This window comes from Micromonospora sp. NPDC005205, from assembly GCF_040608275.1.
Classification (GTDB): domain Bacteria; phylum Actinomycetota; class Actinomycetes; order Mycobacteriales; family Micromonosporaceae; genus Micromonospora.
Window position 1 is genome coordinate 22,782 of sequence record NZ_JBEXHV010000023.1, and the last position, 24,239, is coordinate 47,020.

The following is a 24,239-nucleotide window of genomic DNA, read 5'->3' on the forward strand; positions in this document are numbered from 1 at the left end:
CCCGCTGTTCGGCAACGAAAGGTAACCGCTCCATGCGTCGTCCCCAGCTGGACATCCAGCTGAAGACCCCTGACCAGATCGAGAAGATGCGGGCCGCCGGGCTGGTGGTGGCCGAGGCGTTGCGTCGGATGCGGGAGGCTGTCGCCCCCGGTGTGAGCACCGCCGATCTGGACGCCATCGCGGAGGCGACCATCCGCGAGGCGGGCGGCGTTCCGTCGTTCAAGGGCTACCACGGCTTTCCGGCGTCGATCTGCTCCTCGGTCAACGAGCAGATCGTGCACGCCATCCCGTCGCCGAAGCAGGTGCTCCAGGCCGGTGACCTGATCTCCATCGACTGCGGCGCGGTGCTGGACGGGTGGCACGGCGACTCCGCGATCACGGTCGGGGTCGGTGACGTCGACCCGGCGCTGTTGAAGATGGCCGAGGTCGCCGAGGACGCCATGTGGGCCGGTATCGCCGCCGCTGCGCGTGGTGCCGCCAGCGGCAAGGGCCGCCTCACCGACATCTCGCACGCTGTGGAGACCGCTGTCCGCAAGGGCGGCCGGTACGGCATCGTCGACGGCTACGGCGGGCACGGCATCGGCACCGAGATGCACCAGGACCCACACGTGCTCAACCACGGTCGGCCGGGCAAGGGTCCGCGACTGGTCACCGGGATGGCCCTGGCCATCGAGCCGATGATCACCATGGCGTCCCCGCGTACCGTCGAGTTGGCCGACGGGTGGACGGTCGTCACCCGGGACGGCTCTGTGGCCGCGCACGTCGAGCATTCGATGGCGCTGCTGCCGGACGGGGTCTGGGTGCTCACCGCGTTCGACGGTGGCCGGGCCCGCCTGGGCGACCTGGTGACCGCCCGCCAACCCGCGGGCACGAAAACTCCCTAGTACGCTCCCGGCCCCGCGTCGCGCCGTTGATCATGAAGTTCCAGCCCCGACACGCCGGTGGGGCGGGCAACAGCTTCATGATCGACCGCTGTCGGGGGCGGGCGTGAGTGGCGCGACGGTGGCATGCTTGCCGGCATGGACGGGCGCGACGGGATGCGAGCCGCGGACTCGGACCGTGCGGCGGTGGCTGACCGGTTGCGGGTCGCCCTCGACGAGGGCCGACTGGATCTGCACGAGTACGACGAGCGGTTGCAGCGGGCCTACGCGGCGCGCACGTACGCCGACCTCGAGGGCCTGCTGACCGATCTGCCGCCGGTGACGCCGGCGCAGCGGTCGGGCCTGGCGCCGGTCGCCGGGTCGACGATGAGCCCGCTGGGTGACCAGCTCGATCCGGCCTTCAGCAGGGGCGTGGCCGCCCGCTGGCTGGCCGAGGTGTGGTTCCCGTACCTGCGGGTGATCGCCATCGTGGTGACCATCTGGGCGGTGACGTCGGTGCTCAGCAAGGACCTGCTCTACTTCTGGCCGGTCTGGGTGGCCGGGCCGTGGGGCGCGGTGCTGGTGGTCCGCACGGTCAGCGGGCTGGCTGCGAAGGAGCCCCAGCGCCAGGCCGTGAAGCGCCAACGCCGCCGGGAGCGCAAGCAGGCAAAGCGCGCCCTCAAAGCCGACAACGACGAACCAACCCCCTGAACCCCACCGACTCCAAGCCGCGGACCGGACTCGCCGCGGTTGGTCGATCATGAAGTTGTTGCTGCCGACTACGGCGTGTCGTGACAACTACTTCATGATCAACAGGGCCTGAGGGTGGGGTTCGGAGGGGCTCGCGCGGGTTGGTGGGTGCCGGTTTGGCGGGGGGCCGCAGGCCGGCGTACACTTTCAGATCGGCGCACAGCGTCCACTCCGGCATGCCCACCCTGCGCTTCGGTGGGAGCTGGAGCCGCGGCTGGCGCGGGCTTCTGATTCTGATCAGATTTCCGTGTAAGACGTTGTGGGCCGCCCGGTGCAATCGACGTCAGGACAGCGGAGGACATGCCGAAAAAAGACGGAGCCATTGAGATCGAGGGTCGGGTCATCGAGCCCCTGCCGAACGCCATGTTCCGGGTGGAGCTCGCGAACGGCCACAAGGTGTTGGCTCACATCAGCGGGAAGATGCGGCAGCACTACATCCGTATCCTTCCGGAGGACCGGGTCGTCGTCGAACTCTCGCCGTACGACCTGACCCGCGGGCGCATCGTCTACCGCTACAAGTAGTCCTGACGACGGCCGGGAAGTCCCGTGTCCGTCTTCGACGTCCGGTGCCGCGCAGAACGCGTAACCGGGCCAGATGGGAAGTAAGGCAACCGTGAAGGTCAAGCCGAGCGTCAAGAGGATCTGCCAGAAGTGCCGGGTTATCCGCCGGCACGGCCGGGTCATGGTCATCTGCAGCGACCCGCGCCACAAGCAGCGCCAGGGCTGACTCAGCCCGTCCGGCCGGAGCACGGCCGGGTGGCGTTGGTCCAGGCGGATCCCCAGCGACACACACATCACACATGCTCGTCCCAGCCGCGAGCGGTACGCCAGACGTACCTCTGCGTGGCTGACCCCCGGTCGGAGGCCGGGGCCCGCTCGGGCAGCGACCGATCCCGGTCGCCGGCGCTCACCGCGTCGGAAGGACGGGACGGCCGGTAGCGGGGTGGGACGGGTCCACACCTCCGCCACACATCACGAGGAGTACGCCCGCACATGGCACGTCTAGTCGGCGTGGATCTCCCCCGCGAAAAGCGGTTGGAGATCGCGCTCACCTACATCTTCGGGGTCGGTCGCACCCGCGCCCTGGAGACACTCGCCGCCACCGGCATTTCGCCGGACAAGCGCGCTCGGGACCTCACGGACGAGGAGCTCGTGCAGCTCCGCGACCACATCGAGGGCAACTACAAGGTTGAAGGCGACCTGCGCCGCGAGGTCGCCGCTGACATCCGCCGCAAGGTTGAGATCGGCTGCTACGCCGGCATCCGGCACCGCCGGGGCCTGCCCGTGCGTGGCCAGCGGACCAAGACCAATGCCCGGACCCGCAAGGGCCCGAAGCGGACCGTCGCCGGCAAGAAGAAGCCCGGCAAGAAGTAGTTCTTAACCGGATGACGGGATCGGCCGCCGCCGAGGCGGGTCGGGTCGCAACCCAGTCCGGAAAGTCAACTAGGAGCGCACAGACTTATGCCACCGAAGGCTCGTGCCGGAGCCGCTGTAAAGAAGGTCCGGCGCAAGGAACGCAAGAACGTCGCCCACGGGCAGGCGCACATCAAGAGCACGTTCAACAACACCATCGTGTCCATCACGGACCCGACCGGTGCGGTCATCTCCTGGGCCTCCGCTGGCCAGGTCGGCTTCAAGGGCTCCCGCAAGTCGACTCCGTTCGCTGCGCAGCTGGCCGCCGAGGCTGCCGCGCGTCGCGCCATGGAGCACGGCATGCGCAAGGTCGACGTGTTCGTCAAGGGCCCCGGCTCCGGCCGGGAAACCGCCATCCGTTCGCTGCAGGCAGTGGGCCTCGAGGTCGGGCAGATCGCCGACGTCACCCCGCAGCCGCACAACGGGTGCCGTCCGCCGAAGCGTCGCCGGGTCTGAGAGGTAGAGAGAGATGGCTCGTTACACCGGTGCAGACTGCCGCCGTTGCCGGCGGGAGAAGATGAAGCTGTTCCTCAAGGGCAGCAAGTGCGATGGTCCGAAGTGCCCGTTCGAGTCCCGGCCGTTCCCGCCCGGGCAGCACGGCCGCGGCCGCACGAAGGAGACGGAGTACCTGCTCCAGCTCCGCGAGAAGCAGAAGGCCCGTCGGGTTTACGGCGTGCTGGAGAAGCAGTTCCGCGGTTACTACGAGGAAGCCGTTGGCAAGCAGGCCAAGACCGGTGAGGTCCTCCTGCAGATCCTCGAGTCGCGGCTGGACAACGTCGTTTACCGGGCCGGCTTCGCCCACTCGCGGGACATGGCCCGCCAGCTGGTCAAGCACGGTCACTTCACGGTGAACGGCAAGAAGGTCGACATCCCGTCGTACCGCGTCAAGGAGCACGACATCATCGAGGTTCGGGGCAAGAGCAAGGAGCTCACCCCGTTCATCGTCGCGCAGGCTCAGGCCGGCTCGAAGACGGTTCCGGCGTGGCTTGAGGCCATCCCGAGCCAGATGAAGGTGCTCGTGCACTCCCTCCCGGCCCGGCAGGTCATCGACACGCAGGTCCAGGAGCAGTTGATCGTCGAGCTCTACTCCAAGTAGTCCGAGCTCGTTCGGTGGCCCGCCCTTCGGGGCGGGCCACCGGAACAGTTTGTGTCGTGGGCGTCAAATAGCGGGCGCCCCGGAAGAGAAGAGAAAAGATGCTCATCAGCCAGCGACCCTCCCTCTCCGAGGAGTCGATCAACGAGACCCGGTCCCGGTTCGCCATCGAGCCGCTGGAGCCGGGCTTCGGCTACACCCTGGGTAACTCGCTGCGGCGTACGCTGCTGTCGTCGATCCCGGGCGCGGCCGTCACCTCGATCAAGATCGACGGTGTGCTGCACGAGTTCACCACGATCCCCGGTGTCAAGGAGGACGTGGTCGAGCTCGTCATGAACATCAAGGAGCTGTGCGTCAGCTCCGAGCACGACGAGCCGGTCAGCATGTACCTGCGTAAGCAGGGCCCGGGCGATGTGACCGCGGGCGACATCCAGCCCCCGGCCGGCGTCTCGGTGCACAACCCGGATCTCAAGCTCGCCACCCTGAACGGCAAGGGCCGGCTCGACATGGAGCTGACCGTCGAGCGGGGCCGGGGCTACGTGACGGCGGCGCAGAACAAGCAGTCCGGCGCCGAGATCGGCCGCATCCCGGTCGACTCGATCTACTCGCCGGTGCTGAAGGTGACCTACCGCGTCGAGGCGACCCGTGTCGAGCAGCGCACCGACTTCGACCGGCTGATCATCGACGTCGAGACCAAGCCGTCGATGGGTCCGCGTACCGCGCTGGCCTCCGCCGGTTCGACGCTGGTGGAGCTGTTCGGGCTCGCCCGGGAGCTGGACGAGACCGCCGAGGGCATCGACATCGGGCCGTCCCCGCAGGACGCCCAGCTGGCGGCGGACCTCGCTCTGCCGATCGAGGAGCTGGACCTCACTGTCCGCTCCTACAACTGCCTCAAGCGCGAGGGCATCAACTCCGTTGGTGAGCTCATCGGGCGTACCGAGGCCGACCTCCTCGACATTCGCAACTTCGGTCAGAAGTCGATCGACGAGGTCAAGATGAAGCTCGCCGGGATGGGTCTCGGGCTGAAGGACTCGGCTCCGAACTTCGACCCGGCGCACGTCGTGGACACCTTCGGCGAGGCCGACTACGACACCGACGACTACCGCGAGACCGAGCAGCTCTAGTCCGCGCTGCCGCCACAACTGAGGAGCACCAAAAATGCCCACGCCCACCAAGGGCCCCCGCCTCGGCGGCAGCCCCTCGCACGAGCGGCTGATGCTGGCCAACCTGGCGACCGCGCTGTTCCAGCACGGGAAGATCCAGACCACCGAGACGAAGGCCCGGCGGCTGCGCCCGCTGGCCGAGCAGCTCATCACCAAGGCCAAGCGCGGTGACCTCGCCTCGCGGCGTCGGGTGCTGGGTGTCGTCAAGGACAAGGACGTGGTCTACGCCCTGTTCGACCAGATCGCGCCCCGGTACTCCAACCGCCCCGGCGGTTACACCCGGATCGTGAAGACCGGTCCGCGCAAGGGTGACAACGCGCCGATGGCCATCATCGAGCTGGTGGAGGAGCTTCAGGTCGCCGAGCCGAAGGCGAACAAGAAGACCGCCGCCCGCAAGGCCGCGCAGCAGGACAAGCTCGAGGCGCTCGCCCCGGCCGACGAGGCCCCGAAGTCGGCTCCGGCCGACCAGGACTCCGAGGCGCCGGTGTCGGCGTCCGGTGACACCGACGCCGCCCGCGAGGACAGCGACGAGGCCACCGAGAACAAGGCCTGATCAAGGGCATCGTCGGGCCCGGCACCCCATCGGGGTGTCGGGCCCGACCCGTAACAGGAGGTACGAGGTGGACGAGCGGATCCGGCTGCGGCTGGACGTCTCGTACGACGGCACCGACTTCTCCGGCTGGGCACCCCAGCCGACCAGGCGCACCGTCGCGGGGGTGCTCGTCGAGACCCTGGACCTGGTTCTCGGCGTCGGTACCGCCACCGGGCTGACGGTGGCCGGGCGGACCGACGCGGGAGTGCACGCCACCGGTCAGGTGTGCCACGTGGACCTGCCCGTGGACGTGTGGCGCCAGCACGAGGGGCGGCTGCTGCGTCGGCTGGCCCGGCTGCTCCCCGCCGACGTGCGGGTACGGGCGATGACCGAGGTGCCGGCCGACTTCGACGCCCGGTTCTCGGCCACGTTCCGGCGATACGAGTACCGGGTCACCGACGCTCCCTTCGGCGCCGAGCCGTTGCGCCGCCACGAGGTGCTGGCCTGGCCGAAGCCGTTGGACCTGGCCTCGCTGAACGCCGCCGCCACCGGGCTGGTGGGGGAGCACGACTTCGCCGCGTACTGCCGGCGCAAGGAGCACGCCACCACACTGCGCGAGGTGACCCGGCTGGAGTGGCGTCGCGACCCGGACGGCATCCTGGTCGCCACCGTGCAGGCGGACGCGTTCTGTCAGGCGATGGTGCGCAGCCTGGTGGGAGCCATGCTGGTGGCCGGGGACGGCCGCCGCCCGGTCGAGTGGCCGGGAACTCTGCTCACCCAGCGGGAGCGGTCCAGCGAGGTGACGGTGGCCCCCGCGCGCGGGCTGACCCTGGTCGCCGTCGGTTACCCGGCAGATCCGGCCGAGTACGCCCAACGGGCGACCCTCACCCGCCGGCTGCGGGTTCCGATCGAGGGCTGACCGTCCGCACTGTCATTCGCCGGGCAGATCGCCCTGGTTGGCGTTGCTGCCGGTAGGTGCCGCCGTCGGTTGCGAGGCGGTGCCACCGTCGGCCCGGCTCTGCAGCACGCCCCGGCTGAGGTGCAACTCGATCATGTCGAACAGGATCTCGCGGACCTTGGCGTCTCCCGCCTTCACCGCTGTGCCGTCCTTGCGAACCACCAGTGCGTACGCCAGGTAGTGGCCACGGACCTGCCAGCCGACGCGTGCCGGGGCGTTGGCCAGGACATCGGTGCCGTCGCCGTCGTCAACGGTGAGGCCACGGAAACGGCCCTGCCGCTCGTCGAGAAGTTGCCGGAGCCGGTCTCGGGCGCGTTCCGCGCTGACCTTGTCGGTGAGGTTGAACAGGCCGGCGGTGACCAGGTGGTCGCCGCCGGGCGTGCTCAGCGTGCCCCGGACGACCTGGTTGCAGCCGAGGAGAACCAGCAGGTCGGCGACCTCGTCGGTGGCGGCGACGGCGCAACTGCCGCTGGACTGTGTCTTGAGCACCTGGTAGCTCGGCTGGCCGTCGGTGAGCTTCACGTCTTTGGTGGGGAAGAGTTCCTTGGCGGTGAGCGGGGCCCGGTCGGACTCCCGGGAGTCGAGGGCGAGCCGTTCCGCCGACGCCGACGTGGGGGCGGCGTTCGGCTGGTTCGTCGGGTTGCTCTGCGGCTGCTCGCCGCGGTCGATGAGCAGCGCGGCGGCGCCGAGGCCACAGAGGGCGAGCAGCACCAGGACGGCTGCGCCGCCGATCAGTGCCTGCCACAGTCGACCGCCGCCGCGCCGGGCGGGCGGCTCAGCCGCCGTCGCCGAGGTGTAGATCTGGCTGCGCGGCGGTGCGGGTGGGATGTCGGCGCGTGTCGGCACCGCCTGCAGCGCATCGGTGTGAGCGGTCGGCCCGAGCTGCGGCATCTCGGCACGAGCCGGTGCCGGCTGCGACGAGGGCAGCGAGAGCTGGTTCGGGCGGGGCAGCGACGGCGTGGGGAAGCGCGACGGAGAGGGCCCGGCCGGCGGGGGCGGACCGGCGCCGAGCACCGACAGGTCGGACCCGGGCTCCGGGTACTCCTCGAAAGCGTCCTCATCGGACTGGTACCGATACACCATGTCGCCCAGAGTAGGAGTCATTGTCCCTTTAGGGGGTAATTTCGGGGAAATGTACGTGTGGGCCGCGTCAGGTCCGCCCCGGACCGATGCGAGAATTGTCGGGTGACCGGCGACCACTACTTCACCGCTCAGCCCACCAGCGACGCCCCGGCGCGCGAGGTCGAGTTCACCGTCGCCGACCGCGACTACCGGCTCACCTCGGCCGGCGGGGTGTTCTCCGCCAGCCGGCTCGACCCCGGCACCGCGGTGCTGCTGCGCAAGGCCGAGCTGCCCGCCGACGACACCACCGGTGACCTGCTCGACCTCGGCTGCGGGTTCGGGCCGATCAGCTGCGTACTGGCCGACCTCGCGCCCAGCAGCACCATCTGGGCCGTCGACGTCAACGCCCGGGCCCGCGAACTGACCGCCGCCAACGCGGCTCGGGTCGGTGCCGCCGACCGGGTCCGGGTCAGCGCGCCAGACGACGTTCCGGACGACGTCCGCTTCGCCCAGATCTGGTCGAACCCGCCCATCCGGATCGGCAAGGACGGGCTGCACGACCTGTTGCTGCGCTGGCTGCCCCGACTCGCCCCGGACGGCGTCGGCTGGTTGGTCGTCGCCCGACACCTCGGCGGCGACTCGCTGCAACGCTGGCTCACCGAGCAGAGCTGGCAGGTCGATCGGTACGCCAGCCAGAAAGGCTTCCGGGTGCTGCGCGTCACCCGGTAATTGGATGTACCCCCCGACCCTCACTGGGGCAGGATCCCGGCGTGGGATACGTGGACGTGGCAGCGGTCGGGCACATCCTGCCCGACGGTCGGGAACTCTTCGCCGACGTGTCGTTCCGGGTCGGTGAGGGCAGCAAGGTCGCCCTGGTCGGGCCGAACGGCGCGGGAAAGACGACGCTGCTGAGGATGGTCGCCGGCGACCTGCCGGTGCGCAGCGGCGTGGTCGCGCGGGCCGGCGGGCTGGGTGTGATGCGCCAGTTCATCGGCATGATCGGTGACGAGTCGACCCTCGCCGACCTGGCGTTGTCGCTGGCCCCTCCGGCGCTTCGCGACGCCGGCCGGCGGCTCGGCGAGACCGAGGCGGCCATGCGGGCGGCTGAGACCCACGGCAAGTTCAGCAACGCCGCGGGCAAGGCCCAGTTGGCGTACGCCGATGCGCTCGGCGCCTGGGGCGAGGCCGGCGGGTACGACGCCGAGGTGCTCTTCGACACCGTCGCGACCATCGTGCTCGGTAAGCCGTGGGACGCCGTACGGGACCGTCCGGTGCGTACCCTCTCCGGCGGCCAGCAGAAGCGCTTCGCCCTGGAGTTGCTGCTGCGCGGCCCGGACGAGGTGCTGCTGCTCGACGAACCTGACAACTTCCTCGACGTGCCCGGCAAGCGCTGGCTGGAGGCGCGACTGCGCGAGTCGACGAAGTCGGTGCTCTACGTCTCGCACGACCGCGAGCTGCTGGCCCAGAGCGCCGACCGGGTGGTCGCCGTCGAGGGTGGCAGTGCCTGGGTGCACCCGGGCGGCTTCGCCAGCTGGTACGAGGCTCGGGTGGCTCGGCACGCCCGCCTCGACGAGCTGCGCCGGCGCTGGGACGAGGAGCACCAGAAGCTGCGCGAGCTGGTGCTGATGTACAAGCAGAAGGCCGCGTACAACGACGGGTTGGCCTCGCGTTACCAGGCCGCGCAGACCCGGTTGCGCAAGTTCGAGGAGGCCGGGCCGCCGCCCGTACCGCCGAAGGACCAGGACATCCGGATGCGGCTCAGCGGCGGGCGGACCGGCAAGCGCGCGGTCGTCTGCGAGCAGCTGGAGCTCGACGGCCTGACATTCCCCTTCGACCTGGAGATCTGGTACGGCGACCGGGTGGCGGTGCTCGGTGCCAACGGCACCGGCAAGTCGCACTTCCTGCGGCTGCTGGCCCGCGGCGGCACCGACCCGGACCCGGCGAACGGCCCGGTCGACGGCGCGGGCGCGCTCGCTCCGGTGATGCACGAGGGGTCGGCCCGCCTCGGTGCCCGGGTCCGCCCCGGGCACTTCTCCCAGACTCACGACCGGCCGGAGCTGATGTCGAAGACGCTTGTCGAGATCCTCTGGCGGGGCGACGAGCACCGCACCGGGATGGACCGGCACGCGGCGATGGGTGTGCTCAGTCGCTACGAGCTGGCCGCGCAGGGCGACCAGCGCTTCGGCACGCTCTCCGGCGGGCAGCAGGCCCGGTTCCTGGTGCTGCTGTTGGAGCTGTCCGGGGCGACTCTGCTGCTGCTCGACGAGCCCACCGACAACCTCGACCTGGCCAGCGCGGAAGCTCTCGAAACGGGCCTTAACGCCTTCGAGGGGACGGTGATCGCTGTCACCCACGACCGTTGGTTCACCCGCTCCTTCGACAGGTTCGTGCTGTTCCGAGGCGACAGCGAGGTGGTGGAGACCCCGGAACCGGTCTGGGATGTGAAGTGAGCGGTTCCCGGCCGGCATAGGGTGGATTCGTGACTGAGATGACCTATCGCCGGCTGGGCGACTCCGGGCTCGTGGTGTCCGTGGTCGGCATCGGCTGCAACAACTTCGGCCGCAAGTTGGACCTCGACGGCACCCGGGCGGTGGTGGACGCGGCCCTGGACGCCGGGATCACCCTGTTCGACACCGCCGACATCTACGGCGAGCCGCAGGGCGGCTCCGAGGAACTGCTCGGGCAGGCGCTCAAGGGCCGCCGGGACGACGTGGTGGTGGCCACCAAGTTCGGCATGGACATGAACGGTCTCAACGGACCGGACTACGGCGCGCGGGGTGCGCGGCGCTACATCGCCCGCGCGGTGGAGGCGTCGCTGCGCCGGCTCGGCACCGACCACATCGACCTGTACCAGATGCACGAGCCCGACCCGGGCACCCCGATCGACGAGACCCTCGCCGCACTGGACGACCTGGTCCGTGACGGCAAGGTGCGCTACCTGGGCAACTCCAACTTCGCCGGCTGGCAGATCGCCGACGCGGACTGGGTCGCCTCATCCAACGGCCGGTCCCGCTTCATCAGCGCGCAGAACCACTACAGCCTGGTGGAGCGGTCCGTGGAGGCCGAAGTGATCCCGGCGTGTGAGCGGTTCGGCCTCGGCATGCTGCCGTTCTTCCCGCTCGCCAACGGCCTGCTCACCGGCAAGTACAAGCGGGAGGGTCAGCCGCCGGCCGGCAGCCGGCTCTCCGGTGGTGGCCGGTACGCGGAGCGGCTCGCCGCGGCCGACTGGGACACCATCGAGGCGATCGAGGCGTACGCGGCCGAGCGGGGTCTGACGATGCTCCAGGTGGCGATCGGCGGACTGGCCGCCCAGCCGGCGGTGACCTCGGTGATCGCCGGTGCCACAACGCCCGAGCAGGTGCGCGCCAACGCCGCCGCCGGCGTCTGGGAGCCCAGCGACGACGATCTGGCGGCGCTGCGCGCCATCCTCTGACGGCGCGCTGTCGCTGATCCACCCGCGTTCCCTGAAATCGGGGCATCTGCGGTCTGCGGAAGCCCCGACTTCATGGAAGCCGAGACGACACAGGGCCGGGCCGCTCGTCGCGGCCCGGCCCTGTCATGCACTGCTGGTTCGGGTCAGGTGGTGCGTCGGCGGCCGAAGAGCATGGCCACCCCCATCGCCGCGGCGACGAGCACGAGACCGGCCGCCGCGAACGGCCACCAGGCGGCGCTGCCGGCGTCGTCCGTCGGCGTGGTCACCGCGACCGGCGCGGGCGCCGGCGGCGACTGCGCCGCCTTGGCCTGCACCGTGGCGGTGGCCTTGCCCGCCAGGGGAGCGGGGGAGTTCACCGACACCTTCCACGTGCCGGTGGAGAGCACCGGGCCGCTGCTGTAGAAACCCTGCCCCTCGGGCTGCGGTTCCAGCTGCACCGGCCCGACCCGCTGCCCGTTCGGACCGGTGGCGGTGAGGACCAGCCGCACCACCTGCTCCAGCCGACGGCCATCGGCGTAGGTGGCCTGGATGGTGACTCCCTGAGCCCCGTCGCCGGCCACAGTGAGTTTGAGCTTGTCGGCCTGCGCCGCCGGAGCGGCCTGGGCTGCCTGCGCCGCCGGGGCGGCCTGGGCTGCTTGCGCCGCCGGGGCGGCCTGGGCTGCTTGCGCCGCCGGGGCGGCCTGGGCTGCCTGCGCCGCCGGGGCGGCGGCGGACAGGGTCAGGGCCAGCCCGACGAACACGGCGGCCAACGCCTTGCGGATACCGGTCACGGACATCTCCCTTCCTACCGATGAGGGAGGCCCCTCCCCGACGCCGCAGCGCCGAGGAGGGGCCTCGTCGGATCAGAGCTGGCGACCGGGTGCCAGCCGGGTGGCGTCGCCACCAAGCCGTCCGGTGCCCTTGACCGAGTCACCGTCGTTCGCCTTGACCCCGGCCTTGCTGGCCGCGCCGCCGAGCCGAACGATCATGGCATCGGCGTCCCGGATCAGGACGTCCCGGACCTCCGCCTCGCCCACCAGCGCGGTGTCGGAGGCGAGCGTCCGGAACGCGGTCAGCTGCCGGACAGCCGCCTTGTCGTCGCCGGCCGCCTCGGACGCACGGACAGCGTCGAGCTTGTTCGACAGCTGCTTGTGCGCCTTGGTCGAGAGCCGCCCCGTCGCCTTGAACCGGTCCAGCAGACTCTGCATGTCCCGGAACGAGGTGGTGACGAAGAACCGGACCGTCGAGGTGGTCTTGTTGCCCGCCTTGTCGGTCGCGGTCACGGTCAGCTCGTGCAGGCCGAGCGACAGGTCGTACATGGCCTGCAGGGTGCCACTGGTGTACGCCTGGCCGTCGAGCTGACCGACCACGCTGGCGATGCCCGAGGTCGGGTCAACGGCCTGCCAGGCCACCCGGACGTCCTGGCTGTCGCCGTAGAGCTGGCCGTCGGCCAGCCCGGACACCAGCAGCGTCGGCTTGGTGCCGTCGATGCGCAGCACCGCCGACTTCAGCGTCTCGACGTTGCCCGCCCTGTCCGCCGAGCGGAACAGCAGCTCGTGCTGTCCGTCGCCGGTCACCTCGATCGGCGTCGAGTACGGCGCCCACGCGCCACCGTCGAGCGACCACTCCACCGTCTTGACACCGGAACCGGCGTCGGTGGCGGCCAGCACGACCGGGATGGTCCCGTTGTGCCAACCGGCGTCGTTCGCCGGAGCGAACGTCGCGGAGGTCACCGGCGCGGTGGCGTCGATCTTGACCGAGACGGTCTTGGTCGCCTCCACGTTGCCGGCCTTGTCCGTCGAGCGGAACCGGAGCTCGTGCTCGCCGTCCCCGCTGACCGCCACCGGAGCGGTGTACGCCGTCCAGGTGGTGGCCCCGTCCAGCTGGTACTCCGTACCGGCGAGCCCGCTACCGCCGGCCTCGTCGGCACCGGTGAGCGTGATCGTCACCGGCCCGGTGTGCCACCCGTCGGTCGGGGTGCCGGAAACCGCCGCAGTGGTCACCGGTGCCGTCTCGTCGGCCACCTCCGTGCTGAGCCGGAAGTAGTCGAACGAGGCGGTCTTCGACGCCGTCTGGTTGGCGCCGAGGGTGAACAACCCGACCTTCGGGGTGGCACCCACCGCGCTGTTGGTCAGCGTCTCCAACGCGGTCCAGGCCGTGCCGTCGGCCGAGTACGACGCGGTGAACGTGTCGCCCGTGCGGGCCAGCCGCAGGTGCCACACCGCCGAGGTCAGGTTGCCCGCCTCGGGCTGCGGGTTCTGGACCACCCCGGCGATCTCGCTGCGGAACTCGATCCGCCGCGTCACCGCCTGGCCGGCCTGGTTGTCCGCGATGAAGTCGAGCTTCAGGTAGTTGTCGTCGTCCGCCTGCACGAGCAGACCCGCCTGCTGGTACTGCTCGTTCAGCAGACTGCCGTCGACCTTCGTCTCCAGGGTCCAGTCGCCCGACGGCGCGGTCTGGAGGATGAAGTTCTTCGGCCCGGTGTTGTCGGTGCCGTAGATGTCACCGTTGGGCACGTCGATGCGCAACGAGCCACCGGTGACCCGGTAACCGTTCGGGTCCTCCCGAAGGATCGCGTCCCACCGGCACTTGTCGAGCGTGCTGCCGGTGAACTCGTCCGACGGGTCGACCGGCCCGGCCGGGGCGTCCGGCGTCACCTGGAACGAGTCGAAGGCCGCGTCGACAACAGGTGCCTCAGTGCCACCGTTGAGCGCGAAGACCCCGATCCGCGGGTTGGTGATGCCGGCGAGCGCGGCCGAACGGCCCACCGGGGTGAACGTCTGACCGTCGCCCGAGGCGGACGCGGTCAGGTTCGTCCCGTCGCTGGTGATCCGCAGGTACACGGTGTCACCGGCAGGTGCGTTGGTGGCGTCGGCGGCCTCGTTGCGAGGAGTGGCCGCCGTCTCCCGGATGAACTCCACCCGACGGCTGCCGTTGTACAGCAGGTCCACCTTGGCGTAGTTGTCGTCGTCGCCGTACACCAGCAGACCTGCCTGCTGGTAGTTGGCCGTCACCGGCAGGGTGACCTTGGTGGTCATCTCCCACGCGCCGGTCGGGGCCGCCTGGAGCACCAGGTTCGTGGCGTCGTTGCGAGCGCCGTAGAGGTCACCAACGCCAGTGGGCAGCCGGAGCGCGCCGCCACTGAGCGAGTAGAGCTGGTTCTCCCGGATCACGCTGGTCCAGCGGGCCTTGTCGAGGCTGTTGCCGTTGAAGTCGTCCGAACGCGCCCCGAAGCAGGACGTGTCCGGAGCGTCGACCCGCACCGGCACCGTGGCGTACGACTTGGCGCCCTTGCTGTCGGTCACCGTGAGGGTGGCCGTGAAGGTGCCCGCGGTGGTGTAGGTGTGGCTGGCGTCCACTGTGGTCGCCGTGCCTCCGTCACCGAAGTCCCAGGCGTACGTCAGCGGGGTGTCGCCCTCGGCGTCGGTGGCCGTGCCGTCGAAGGCGACGGTGACCGGTGCGGTGCCGGTGCCCGGGGTGGCCGTGGCGCTGACCACCGGCGGCCCGTTCTCGGTGACACCGCGGCCGACGAAGTCCATCCAGTTGACGTTGAACAGCGAACCACTTCCGCCGTTCGGATCGCGCGCCAGGAAGTACAGCGAGCCGCTCGCGGCACCGGTGACCGGCGCGCTCACGTCCGTGTACGTCTGCCACGCCCCGGTCGACGGTACGACGGCCGTGGCGACCACCGGTCCGTCGACAGCACCGGCGCGCACCTCGATCCGACCGCCAGCGGCGGCGGAGGCGGCCCGGAACCGGATCTCGGTGATGTTGGTCAGGTTCGCCGGGGCGACCGACCACCAGTCCCCGTCCTCGATGAAGGCGATGCTCTGGCCGCCACCGGCGGTGTCGGCGCCGGCCTCGCGCTGCACGCCGGGGTCTCCACCACCGGTGCTCACCGGGGCGCGCCCGGTGGCGGTGAAGTACTCGGCCTGCTTCTGCTTCGGCTGGAGGACCTCGATCTGCCGGCCGGTCAGGGCACCGGAGCCACCGGCTCCACCCTCGTCGGTGTAGGTGGCCTCGAAGACCGCGAAGACGTTCGCCTCGGCGCCGTGCCCGGAGGCGAGCGACGTCTGGACGGTGCCGGTGCAGCCGGTGTGCTGCTCCAGCGGGTGGGCGTGCTCGTCGTGACCGAGCAGCACCTGCAGCCCGACCCGGGCGCAGTCGATCTCCCCGTCCTCGGGGTCGGTCACCTTGATGGTGTACCGGACCTGGTCACCCCAGTTGAAGAAGCCACCGTCCGGCGGGAACTCGATGGTTACCGTCGGCGCGGTGTTGCCGACCGTCACCGGCACGTTGGCCACCGCGGTACGACCCTTGGGGTTGGTGACGGTGAGCTGGGCGGTGTAGTTGCCCGCCGTGGCGTACGTGTGGGTCGGGTTGGCCTCGGTCGAGGTCTGCCCGTCGCCGAACGTCCAGGCGTAGGTGAGCGCGCCACCGTCCGGGTCCCGGGAACCGGCGCTGGAGAACGTGACGGCCAACGGCGCCGGACCCGAGGTCGGGTTGGCGGACGCCGCCGCGATGGGCGCACGGTCACCGGCGGTGTAGTCGATCCGGTAGACGCCGGAGTTGTCGTTGTTGCCACCGAAGCCGCTGCCCCACTCGATCAGGTACAGCGCGCCGTCCGGGCCGAACTCGAAGTCCATCGGCCGGACCATGCTCATGCCGGTGAGCAACTGGTTGATGTCCACCAACGACTTGCCGTCGGGGGTCACCTGCATGGTGTACATCTTGTTCTGGTTCCACTCACCGAGCAGAGCCTTGCCGTCGTAGTACGCCGGCCACTTGCGGTTCGAGTTCAGGTCGGCGTCGTAACGGTAGACCGGGCCACCCATCGGGGCGCCGCCGCCGCCGATCTCCGGGTAGCGCGCGTCACCGGCGTACCCGTAGTCGACGGTCGCCGGGACCACCGGCGGAAGGTTGGTCAGGCCGGTGTTGTTCGGCGAGTTGTTGACCGGTGCGGCGCAGTCGAACTTCGGGCCACTCGGACCGGACGGGAACGTGTAGTCGTTGTACGCCTCGTTCGTGCCCGTGCAGTACGGCCAGCCGTAGTTGCCCGGGGTGACGATGTTCCACTCGACCAGACCGCGGGGGCCGCGGTTCGGGTTGTCGGTGTTGGCGTCCGGCCCGTAGTCCGCCACGTACAGCGTGTTGGTCTTCGGGTCGGTGCCGATCCGGAACGGGTTGCGGAAGCCCATCGCGTAGATCTCGGGACGGGTCTTCTCGGTGCCCGCCGCGAAGAGGTTGCCGGCCGGAACCGTGTACGTTCCGTCGTCCTCCGGGTGGATCCGGATCACCTTGCCGCGCAGGTCGTTGGTGTTCGCGGAGGTGCGCTGCGCGTCGTAGTCCTGGCGGCCCGCCCGCTCGTCGAGCGGCGAGTACGAGTTCGACTCGAACGGGTTGGTGTTGTCACCGGTGGCCAGGTAAAGGTTGCCGTCGCCGTCGAAGGTCATGCTGCCCCCGGCGTGGCAGCAGGTGTTGCGCTGGGTGTCGACCCGGAGCACCTGCTTCTCGCTGGCCAGGCTGATGGTGTCGCCGGTGACCGTGAAGCGGGACAGCAGGTTGCGGGTGACCCCGTCGTTCGGGGCGTAGTACAGGTACACCCAGTTGTTCGTGGCGAAGTCCGGGTCGAGCCGGATGCCGATGAGACCGTCCTCGTTGCCGGTGAAGACGTCCAGGTCGACGGCGGTGACGGTGTTGCCGGTGTCCGGCTTCACGATCTGCACGCGACCGTCACGCTCGATGTAGAAGACCCGCCCGTCGGGGGCGATGTCCAGCTCCATCGGGTTGCTGGTGTTGCTGTCCAGCGTGACCTTCTCGAAGTTCGAGGTCTTCGAGGCGCCGCAGTCGGCGTTCTCGACGCCGGCCGCGGTGCGGATGCCGCCGAGCAGGTGGGACAGGAACTCGGGCTCGGCGTACGACTCCCGGGTGTGCCCCAAACCGGTGTACCAGGAGCGGCCACCGTCGTAGTCCTGACACCAGGCGACCGGGTGGTCCGCACCCATCGCGCCGGCGCCGGGGGTGTAGCTCTTCTCGTCCAGGCTGGCCAGCACGTGCACGTCCGGCCGGGGGTTGCTCTGGTAGTTGTACCACTCGTCGAACCGGGACCACCGGTCCGGCAACCCGGCCGTGGACGGGTGGGCGTGGTCCTCCACCTTGACGGTGGCCGTCTGGTTCTGCGGGTGGTTGGCGAAGTACGCGCCGACCAGGTCGCCGTACCAGGCCCAGCTGTACTCGGTGTCCGACGCGGCGTGGATGCCGACGTAGCCGCCGCCGGCCTTCACATAGCGCTCGAACGCCGCCTGCTGGTCGGCGTTGAGCACGTCACCGGTGGTGGAGAGCCAGATCACCGCCTTGTACTTCGCCAGGTTGGCGTCGTTGAATGCTGCGCCGTCCTCGGAGTTGTCCACTGTGAATCCGTTGGCGGCGCCGAGCTGTTGGATGGCGGCGACGCCGGTGGGGATCGAGTCGTGCCGGAAGCCGGCGGTCTTGGAGAAGATCAGGACGGAGAAGGGATCGGCCGCGGCCTTTGGCGCCTTCGGCGCCACCTGGCTGACCGGGGCTGCGGCTTTCGCATCCCGTGGGGGAGCCTGGGCGGCCGCCTGCGCGGGCGCGCCGAACAGGGTGGTCGAGGCCATGGCCAGGGAGATCAGGGTTGCGGTGATTGGTACGCGGGCACGACGAGAACGGGACACGCCGCCTCCTGTGTCGTAGTGACAGAGCTCGCGGGAGTCGGCTCGCCGAAGGCCGTCCCTGATGGAGCCGGTGGTCACACCGTGCCAGGGTGCCCCCACCGACATTTTGTCGAATCGCTGAACAAATTAATTCGGCTGGTTCGATGTCGGGCAAGATGCGGACGGGTAACGGTTCTGCAACGGGAGGCGACATTCCGAACAGGACCGTATGAAGTGCCCCATTGGATCTAGCTCGTTTTGACGCGCCGGCCCGGCCGGCCACCGCCGACCCCGCGCCTTGGCAGGCCGCCGGATCTGTCGTACGGTGACACGCAAGTAACCCACGGGAGCCCGGTGTACCGGGCTGAGAGGGGGGCTGACAGCCCCCGACCGTCGAACCTGATCCGGATAATGCCGGCGCAGGGAGGAGCGTTGCCATGCCGTCCCTGGGGCGATTGCATCTCGTCACCGACACCCGACCCGGTCGCGACCCACTCGCCGTGGTCCGCGCCGCCCTCACCGTGGCCCACGCCGACCTGGTGGTGCAGGTCCGGGTCGAGGATGCCGCCACCGACCGCGAGGCGTACGACCTGACCGGGCGGGTGTTGGCGCTCTGCGCGCCGTACCGGGCGACCTGCCTGGTCAACGACCGGTTGCACGTGGCGCTGGCGGTCGGCGCGGCAGGTGGGCACGTCGGCGTCGACGACCTGCCGGTCGCCGCCGCCCGCCGGGTGCTCGGCCCCACCGGTGTGCTGGGCGCCACCTCTCGCGCGCCGGGCCCGGCGGCCGAGGCCGTCGCGGCGGGCGCCAGTTACCTGGGCGTCGGTCCGTGTCACGCCACCAGCACCAAGACCGGCCTGCCGGACCCCATCGGGCCCGCCGGAGTACGCGCCGTCGTCGACGCCGTCGACGTTCCGGTCATCGCGATCGGCGGAGTGACAGCGGCCCGGGTGCCGGCGCTGCGGGCCGCCGGGGCGTACGGGGTGGCGGTGGTCGGCGCCGTCTCCTCCGCCGCCGACCCGGCACGGGCAACCGCCGAGCTGATCGAGGCCCTGACGTGCTGACCGGCCGGTCCCCGTCACCGCCGTCGAGCGACCGGGTCCGGCCGGACGTGGCAGTAGTGGGGGCGGGGCCGATCGGGCTGGCCATCGCCTGGCGTTGCGCCGCTCGCGGGCTGCGGGTGGTGGTGCACGATCCGGCACCCGGCTCGGGGGCGTCGGCGGTGGCCGCCGGCATGCTCTCTCCGGTCGCCGAGGCGTACTTCGGTGAGCGGCAGCTGACCGGGTTGCTTTTGGCATCCGCTGCCCGCTGGCCGGCGTTCGCCGCCGAGTTGACCGAGGCGACCGGGGTCGAGATCGGCTACCGGACCGAGGGCACCCTGATGGTCGGGCTCACCGGCGACGACCTGGCCGAGGCGCGCCGGCTGTGGGCGTACCAGCAGGGGTTGGGCCTGCCCGTGACGCCGCTGCGCCCGAGCGAGCTGCGCGACAGCGAACCGGCGCTCGCCCCACGGGTGCGCGGCGGCGCGCTCGCGCCCACCGACCATCAGGTCGACCCCCGGCTGCTGGTGCCGGCACTGCGCACGGCCGCGCAGCGGGCCGGCGCGGTGCTCGTGCCGCAGCCGGTCCGGAAGCTGTCCGATGTGGACGCGACGATCACCGTTGTCGCCGCCGGCTGCGGGGCCACAGCGCTCACCGGCCTGCCCGTGCGGCCGGTGAAAGGTCAGATCCTCCGGCTCCGCGCGCCCGACGGCGTCGCGCCGGGCTTCCGGCACGTGATCCGGGGGTACGCCGACGGCGAGCACGTCTACCTGGTGCCCCGCGCCGACGGTGAGGTGGTGCTCGGCGCGACGGTCGAGGAGCGCTCGGACACCACTGTCACCGCCGGTGCTGTGCAACGGCTGCTGCGCGCCGGGGTCGACCTGCTGCCCGAGCTGGCCGAGTACGACCTGGTCGAGGCGGTCGCCGGGCTGCGCCCGGGCACCCCGGACAACGCGCCGATCCTCGGGCCGCTGCCCGACCGACCGGACGTCCTGGTCGCCACCGGGCACCACCGGCACGGCATCGTGCTCACCCCGATCACCGCCGACCTGATCGCCGACCTGGTGCTGGGCGGCGTACCCGACCCGATGCTCGCGCCCTTCCGGGCCGACCGCTTCGGCGGTGCCGCGGTGGCCGCGTCGGGCGGACCTGAACCGGGTGTGGAGGGGGACCTGTGGAGTTGACAGTGAACGGGGCCGGGCGCAGCGTCGCCGCCGGCGCGTCAGTGGCGGACCTGGTCCGCGACATCGTGGCGCACCCACGTGGGGTGGCGGTCGCTGTCAACGGCGAGGTGGTGCCCCGGACCGGCTGGCCGGCACGGGCACTGCGCGACGGTGACCGGGTCGAGGTGCTCACCGCGGCGCAGGGCGGGTGAGCGGCGTGCCGTTCGAGCTGGGTGGGGAGACCTTCACCTCACGGCTGATCCTCGGCACCGGCGGTGCCGCGAACCTGTACGTCCTGGAGCAGGCGATCCGGGCGTCCGGCACCGAGCTGGTCACAGTGGCGCTGCGCCGGGTGGGCACGGCACCGGGCTCCACGGGTGGGCTGCTGGAGTTGCTGGACCGGTGCGGCGTACGCCTGCTGCCGAACACCGCCGGCTGCCACACCGCGACCGAGGCGGTGAAGGTGGCCCGGTTGGCCCGGGACGCGTTCGACACCGACTGGGTCAAGCTGGAGGTGATCGGCGACGAGCGGACGCTCCTGCCCGACGGGGTGGAGCTGCTTCGCGCCGCCGAGGAGTTGGTCGCCGACGGTTTCACAGTGCTGCCGTACACCAGCGACGACCCGGTGCTCGCCCGCCGCCTCGCCGACGTGGGCTGCGCGGCGGTGATGCCGGCCGGCTCGCCGATCGGCTCGGGGCTCGGCATCGGCAACCCGCACCACATTCGACTCATCCGGCAGGGTGTGGACGTGCCGGTGATCCTCGACGCCGGCATCGGCACCGCGTCCGACGCGGCGCTGGCAATGGAGCTGGGCTGTGACGGGGTGCTGCTGGCCAGCGCTGTCACCCGGGCGGCCGACCCGGTGGCGATGGCCACCGCGATGCGGTACGCCGTCGAGGCGGGCCGGCTGGCGGCCCAGGCCGGCCGGATCGAGCGGCGCTTCCACGCGCTCGCCTCCACCCCCGACGAGGGAAGACCCGAGCTGTGACCCCGCCGTCCGGGGTTGTCGTGTTGACCGACCGGCTCGTCGCGCGGGAGGGGCTCGACCGGGTCGTGGCGGGAGCCGTGGCCGGGGGAGTGCGCTGGGTGGTGCTGCGGGAGAAGGACCTGCCCCGCGCCGAACGCGTCGCCCTCGCCGCCGACCTGCGCGCGATCCTCGCCGACGTCGGCGGAACCCTCATCGTGGCCGGCCCCGACCCGCTCGGCGGTGACGCCGTGCACCTGCCCGCCGCCGGCCCGTACCCGCCGCCAACCCACCCCCTGGTAGGCCGCTCCTGCCACGACCGCAGCGAGCTGGACCGCCTGACCACCGAGCACTACGCCACCATCTCCCCGGTCTGGCCGACGAAGACCAAACCGGGTTACGGCCCACCCTTGCTCGTTGCAGGCCTGGGCAGCCTGGTTCGCGCCAGCCCGGTGCCCCTGCTGGCCCTCGGCGGAGTCGAGACACCGGAACAGGTGATCGCCTGCGTCCAAGCAGGAGTCGTCGGAGTAGCCGTACTGGGCGCACTGATGCGAGCAGAAGACCCCGCCGAAACAGCGGCGAGTCTGACCAGCGCTTATGTCGAGGCGGTCACCCCTGTGCTGACCCGAACCCGGCGCGGGGTCACCCAGGTCCCCACGTCAGGGCTGCGGCCGACAGTGCCCACGCAGGGATCAAGCCTGACCGCCCGGAGTGGGCACTGTCGGCCGCAGCCCCAAACCGCAACCAAAGAGAGCAAATGACCCCGCGAACACTACTGACCATTGCCGGCTCGGACTCCGGCGGCGGCGCCGGCATCCAGGCGGACCTCAAGGTCTTCGCCGCACTGGGCGCGTACGGCACCAGCGTCCTCACGGCGGTCACCGCGCAGAACACCCGGGGTGTCGACGCGGTGCTGCCGCTGCCCCCGCGCACTGTCACCGAGCAGTTGGACAGCGTGCTCACCGATTTCACAGTCTGCGCCGTGAAGACGGGGATGCTCGGCACCCCGGCGATCGCGGACGTGGTGGCCGAGGCCGCCCGGGACGGCCGGCTGCCCCATCTCGTCGTCGACCCGGTGCTGGTCGCCACGAGCGGTCACCGGCTCGGCGTGGTGGGTGCTGTGGAGCGGCTGCTGCCGTACGCCACTGTGGCGACCCCGAACTGCGCGGAGGCCGCGGCGATCACCGGACGCCCGGTGGGCGACGTGGCCGCGATGGTCGTGGCCGCCGAGGCCCTGGTGGCCGGCGGCCCGGAGTACGTGGTGGTCACCGGCGGTGACCTGGAGGGGGGCGAGGCGGTCGACGTGCTGCACGGCGGCGGCGTCACCACTGTGTTGCGCGCACCCCGGGTGACCACCCGGCACACACACGGCACCGGGTGCTCGTTCTCGGCGGCGATCGCGGTGCGGCTCGGTCTCGGCGACCCGGTGCCGGACGCCGTGGGGGCCGCCAAGGAGTACGTGCTCCGTGCGCTGACCGGCGCGCGGGGCTGGGAGCTGGGCGCGGGGCGCGGGCCGCTGAACCACTTCGGCTGGTCCGCTTGATCACCAGGGAGGCTGTCATGCACGCACGAGGCAAGGTGTACGTCGAGGGTTCACGGCCGGATGTCCGGGTGCCGTTCGCGGAGGTGGGGCTGACCGGTGACCTGCCGCCGGTGCGGCTCTACGACACGTCCGGCCCGGGATCGGATCCGTTGGTGGGGTTGCCCGCGCTGCGCGGCCGGTGGATCGCCGAGCGGGGTGACGTGGCACCGGTGCGGGGTGCGGGCACACCGCTCGCCGGGGTGGACAATCGCCGGCCCACGCAGTTGGCGTACGCGCGGGCCGGCGTGGTGACGCCGGAGATGGAGTTCGTGGCGATCCGGGAGAACGTCGAACCGGAACTCGTGCGGGCCGAGATCGCCGCCGGTCGGGCGGTGCTCCCGCTCAACGTCAACCACCCGGAGTGCGAGCCGGCGATCATCGGTAAGGCGTTCCTGGTCAAGGTGAACGCCAACATCGGCACCTCGGCGGTCAGCTCGTCGGTCGCGGAGGAGGTGGAGAAGCTGACCTGGGCCACCCGCTGGGGCGCGGACACCGTGATGGACCTGTCCACGGGTAAGCGGATCCACGAGACCCGTGAGGCGATCGTGCGGAACTCGCCGGTGCCGATCGGGACGGTGCCGATCTACCAGGCGCTGGAGAAGGTCGGCGGCGACCCGGTGAAGTTGAGCTGGGAGGTGTTCCGGGAGACAGTGATCGAGCAGGCCGAGCAGGGCGTGGACTACATGACTGTGCACGCCGGGGTGCTCCTGCCGTACGTGCCGCTGGCCGTGGACCGGGTGACCGGGATCGTGTCCCGAGGCGGTTCGATCATGGCGGCGTGGTGCCTGGCGCACCACGAGGAGAACTTCCTCTACACCAACTTCGAGGAGCTTTGCGCGCTGCTCGCGCGCTACGACGTGACGTTCTCCCTCGGCGACGGGCTGCGCCCCGGGTCGATCGCCGACGCCAACGACGAGGCGCAGTTCGCCGAGCTGCGCACCCTCGGTGAGCTGACGAAGATCGCCTGGGCGTACGACGTCCAGGTGTTGATCGAGGGCCCCGGGCACGTACCGATGCACAAGATCAAGGAGAACGTGGACCTTCAGCAGGAGTGGTGCCACGAGGCGCCCTTCTACACGCTCGGTCCGCTGACCACCGACATCGCGCCCGCGTACGACCACATCACCTCGGCGATCGGCGCCGCGATGATCGGCATGTTCGGCACCGCGATGCTCTGCTACGTCACGCCGAAGGAGCACCTCGGCCTGCCGGACCGCGACGACGTGAAGGCGGGCGTGATCGCGTACAAGATCGCGGCACACGCGGCGGACCTGGCCAAGGGGCACCCGGGCGCGCAGGCCTGGGACGACGCCCTGTCGAAGGCGCGGTTCGAGTTCCGCTGGGAGGATCAGTTCAACCTCTCGCTGGATCCGGAGACCGCGCGCTCGTACCACGACGCGACCCTGCCGGCGGAGCCGGCGAAGACCGCGCACTTCTGCTCGATGTGTGGCCCGAAGTTCTGCTCCATGAAGATCACCCAAGAGCTCAAGGAGTACGCGGCGCGCGGCATGAAGGACAAGTCGGAGGAGTTCGTCTCCGGCGGGAGCAGGGTCTACCTGCCGCTCGCCTGACT

The 24,239-nt window shown here is 70.7% G+C and carries 23 protein-coding genes and 1 riboswitch; of the genes, 20 read left to right on the forward strand and 3 right to left on the reverse strand.

What is annotated here, in order from left to right:
• Positions 1 to 32 precede the first annotated feature (32 nt).
• The 10 genes from map (at position 33) to truA (ending at position 6,730) form a co-directional block, all read left to right on the forward strand.
• Positions 33 to 884 carry a type I methionyl aminopeptidase gene (gene map / locus ABZU43_RS29105; RefSeq protein ID WP_355009610.1) on the forward strand — a complete coding sequence of 284 codons (852 nt, stop codon included), beginning with the start codon at positions 33 to 35 and terminating at the stop codon, positions 882 to 884.
• A 135-nt stretch (positions 885 to 1,019) separates the two neighbouring features.
• The gene (locus ABZU43_RS29110) at positions 1,020 to 1,571 is read left to right on the forward strand and encodes a DUF1707 domain-containing protein (protein WP_355009611.1); all 552 of its coding nucleotides are present in this window, start codon (positions 1,020 to 1,022) and stop codon (positions 1,569 to 1,571) included.
• 339 nt (positions 1,572 to 1,910) lie between these two features.
• A complete protein-coding gene (gene infA / locus ABZU43_RS29115) occupies positions 1,911 to 2,132 on the forward strand; it encodes a translation initiation factor IF-1 (protein WP_007073013.1) in 222 nt (73 codons plus the stop codon).
• A 91-nt stretch (positions 2,133 to 2,223) separates the two neighbouring features.
• Positions 2,224 to 2,337: a 50S ribosomal protein L36 gene (gene rpmJ, locus ABZU43_RS29120; RefSeq protein ID WP_088952025.1), complete on the forward strand. Its 114-nt coding sequence runs from the start codon at positions 2,224 to 2,226 to the stop codon at positions 2,335 to 2,337.
• 266 nt (positions 2,338 to 2,603) lie between these two features.
• Positions 2,604 to 2,984 carry a 30S ribosomal protein S13 gene (rpsM, locus tag ABZU43_RS29125; RefSeq protein WP_030329917.1) on the forward strand — a complete coding sequence of 127 codons (381 nt, stop codon included), beginning with the start codon at positions 2,604 to 2,606 and terminating at the stop codon, positions 2,982 to 2,984.
• Positions 2,985 to 3,071: 87 nt separating this feature from the next.
• Positions 3,072 to 3,479, forward strand: coding sequence for a 30S ribosomal protein S11 (gene rpsK, locus ABZU43_RS29130; protein WP_030329919.1), 408 nt, complete (start codon positions 3,072 to 3,074; stop codon positions 3,477 to 3,479).
• Between the two features lie 13 nt (positions 3,480 to 3,492).
• A complete protein-coding gene (gene rpsD, locus ABZU43_RS29135; RefSeq protein ID WP_030329921.1) occupies positions 3,493 to 4,119 on the forward strand; it encodes a 30S ribosomal protein S4 in 627 nt (208 codons plus the stop codon).
• A 98-nt stretch (positions 4,120 to 4,217) separates the two neighbouring features.
• Positions 4,218 to 5,240, forward strand: a complete 1,023-nt coding sequence (locus tag ABZU43_RS29140; protein WP_007465227.1) for a DNA-directed RNA polymerase subunit alpha — start codon at positions 4,218 to 4,220, stop codon at positions 5,238 to 5,240.
• A 34-nt stretch (positions 5,241 to 5,274) separates the two neighbouring features.
• Entirely contained in the window at positions 5,275 to 5,832 is a 558-nt protein-coding gene (gene rplQ, locus ABZU43_RS29145; RefSeq protein WP_355009612.1) for a 50S ribosomal protein L17, read from the forward strand.
• Between the two features lie 67 nt (positions 5,833 to 5,899).
• Complete coding sequence (gene truA / locus ABZU43_RS29150) at positions 5,900 to 6,730, forward strand: tRNA pseudouridine(38-40) synthase TruA (protein WP_355009613.1); 831 nt, start codon at positions 5,900 to 5,902, stop codon at positions 6,728 to 6,730.
• Positions 6,731 to 6,742: 12 nt separating this feature from the next.
• On the opposite strand, the gene ABZU43_RS29155 is transcribed toward truA, so the two are convergent.
• A complete protein-coding gene (locus ABZU43_RS29155) occupies positions 6,743 to 7,852 on the reverse strand; it encodes a hypothetical protein (RefSeq protein ID WP_355009614.1) in 1,110 nt (369 codons plus the stop codon).
• Positions 7,853 to 7,954: 102 nt separating this feature from the next.
• Between ABZU43_RS29155 and ABZU43_RS29160 the strand changes: the two genes are divergently transcribed.
• Genes ABZU43_RS29160 through ABZU43_RS29170 form a run of 3 tightly spaced genes read left to right on the forward strand, consistent with a single transcriptional unit; the run spans position 7,955 to position 11,264 of the window.
• A complete protein-coding gene (locus ABZU43_RS29160) occupies positions 7,955 to 8,560 on the forward strand; it encodes a methyltransferase (RefSeq protein ID WP_355009615.1) in 606 nt (201 codons plus the stop codon).
• Positions 8,561 to 8,601: 41 nt separating this feature from the next.
• Complete coding sequence (locus tag ABZU43_RS29165) at positions 8,602 to 10,281, forward strand: ATP-binding cassette domain-containing protein (RefSeq protein WP_355009616.1); 1,680 nt, start codon at positions 8,602 to 8,604, stop codon at positions 10,279 to 10,281.
• Positions 10,282 to 10,319: 38 nt separating this feature from the next.
• Positions 10,320 to 11,264 carry an aldo/keto reductase gene (locus tag ABZU43_RS29170; protein WP_355009667.1) on the forward strand — a complete coding sequence of 315 codons (945 nt, stop codon included), beginning with the start codon at positions 10,320 to 10,322 and terminating at the stop codon, positions 11,262 to 11,264.
• A gap of 143 nt (positions 11,265 to 11,407) precedes the next feature.
• On the opposite strand, the gene ABZU43_RS29175 is transcribed toward ABZU43_RS29170, so the two are convergent.
• Together ABZU43_RS29175 and ABZU43_RS29180 are read right to left on the reverse strand one after the other, a co-directional pair.
• On the reverse strand, positions 11,408 to 12,040 hold the full coding sequence (locus ABZU43_RS29175) for a hypothetical protein (RefSeq protein WP_355009617.1): 633 nt from the start codon (positions 12,038 to 12,040) through the stop codon (positions 11,408 to 11,410).
• Positions 12,041 to 12,106: 66 nt separating this feature from the next.
• A complete protein-coding gene (locus ABZU43_RS29180) occupies positions 12,107 to 17,938 on the reverse strand; it encodes a ThuA domain-containing protein (RefSeq protein ID WP_355009618.1) in 5,832 nt (1,943 codons plus the stop codon).
• A 312-nt stretch (positions 17,939 to 18,250) separates the two neighbouring features.
• A riboswitch (TPP riboswitch) is annotated at positions 18,251 to 18,360 on the forward strand.
• Between ABZU43_RS29180 and ABZU43_RS29185 the strand changes: the two genes are divergently transcribed.
• The 7 genes from ABZU43_RS29185 to thiC all read left to right on the forward strand — a co-directional run bounded on the left by ABZU43_RS29185 (position 18,355) and on the right by thiC (position 24,237).
• Complete coding sequence (locus tag ABZU43_RS29185; RefSeq protein ID WP_355009619.1) at positions 18,355 to 18,981, forward strand: thiamine phosphate synthase; 627 nt, start codon at positions 18,355 to 18,357, stop codon at positions 18,979 to 18,981. It overlaps the preceding riboswitch by 6 nt.
• Positions 18,978 to 20,141 carry a glycine oxidase ThiO gene (gene thiO / locus ABZU43_RS29190; RefSeq protein ID WP_355009668.1) on the forward strand — a complete coding sequence of 388 codons (1,164 nt, stop codon included), beginning with the start codon at positions 18,978 to 18,980 and terminating at the stop codon, positions 20,139 to 20,141. The genes ABZU43_RS29185 and thiO overlap by 4 nt, the downstream gene beginning before the upstream one ends.
• Positions 20,132 to 20,332, forward strand: coding sequence for a sulfur carrier protein ThiS (gene thiS / locus ABZU43_RS29195; protein WP_238667543.1), 201 nt, complete (start codon positions 20,132 to 20,134; stop codon positions 20,330 to 20,332). Before thiO ends, thiS begins: the two co-directional genes overlap by 10 nt.
• Entirely contained in the window at positions 20,329 to 21,108 is a 780-nt protein-coding gene (locus ABZU43_RS29200) for a thiazole synthase (RefSeq protein ID WP_355009620.1), read from the forward strand. Before thiS ends, ABZU43_RS29200 begins: the two co-directional genes overlap by 4 nt.
• The gene (locus ABZU43_RS29205; RefSeq protein ID WP_355009621.1) at positions 21,105 to 21,845 is read left to right on the forward strand and encodes a thiamine phosphate synthase; all 741 of its coding nucleotides are present in this window, start codon (positions 21,105 to 21,107) and stop codon (positions 21,843 to 21,845) included. The genes ABZU43_RS29200 and ABZU43_RS29205 overlap by 4 nt, the downstream gene beginning before the upstream one ends.
• Positions 21,842 to 22,627 (forward strand): bifunctional hydroxymethylpyrimidine kinase/phosphomethylpyrimidine kinase, encoded by a 786-nt coding sequence (thiD, locus tag ABZU43_RS29210; RefSeq protein WP_355009622.1) that lies wholly within the window; start codon positions 21,842 to 21,844, stop codon positions 22,625 to 22,627. The genes ABZU43_RS29205 and thiD overlap by 4 nt, the downstream gene beginning before the upstream one ends.
• Positions 22,628 to 22,644: 17 nt before the next feature.
• Entirely contained in the window at positions 22,645 to 24,237 is a 1,593-nt protein-coding gene (gene thiC, locus ABZU43_RS29215) for a phosphomethylpyrimidine synthase ThiC (RefSeq protein ID WP_355009623.1), read from the forward strand.
• The last annotated feature ends 2 nt before the right edge of the window (positions 24,238 to 24,239 follow it).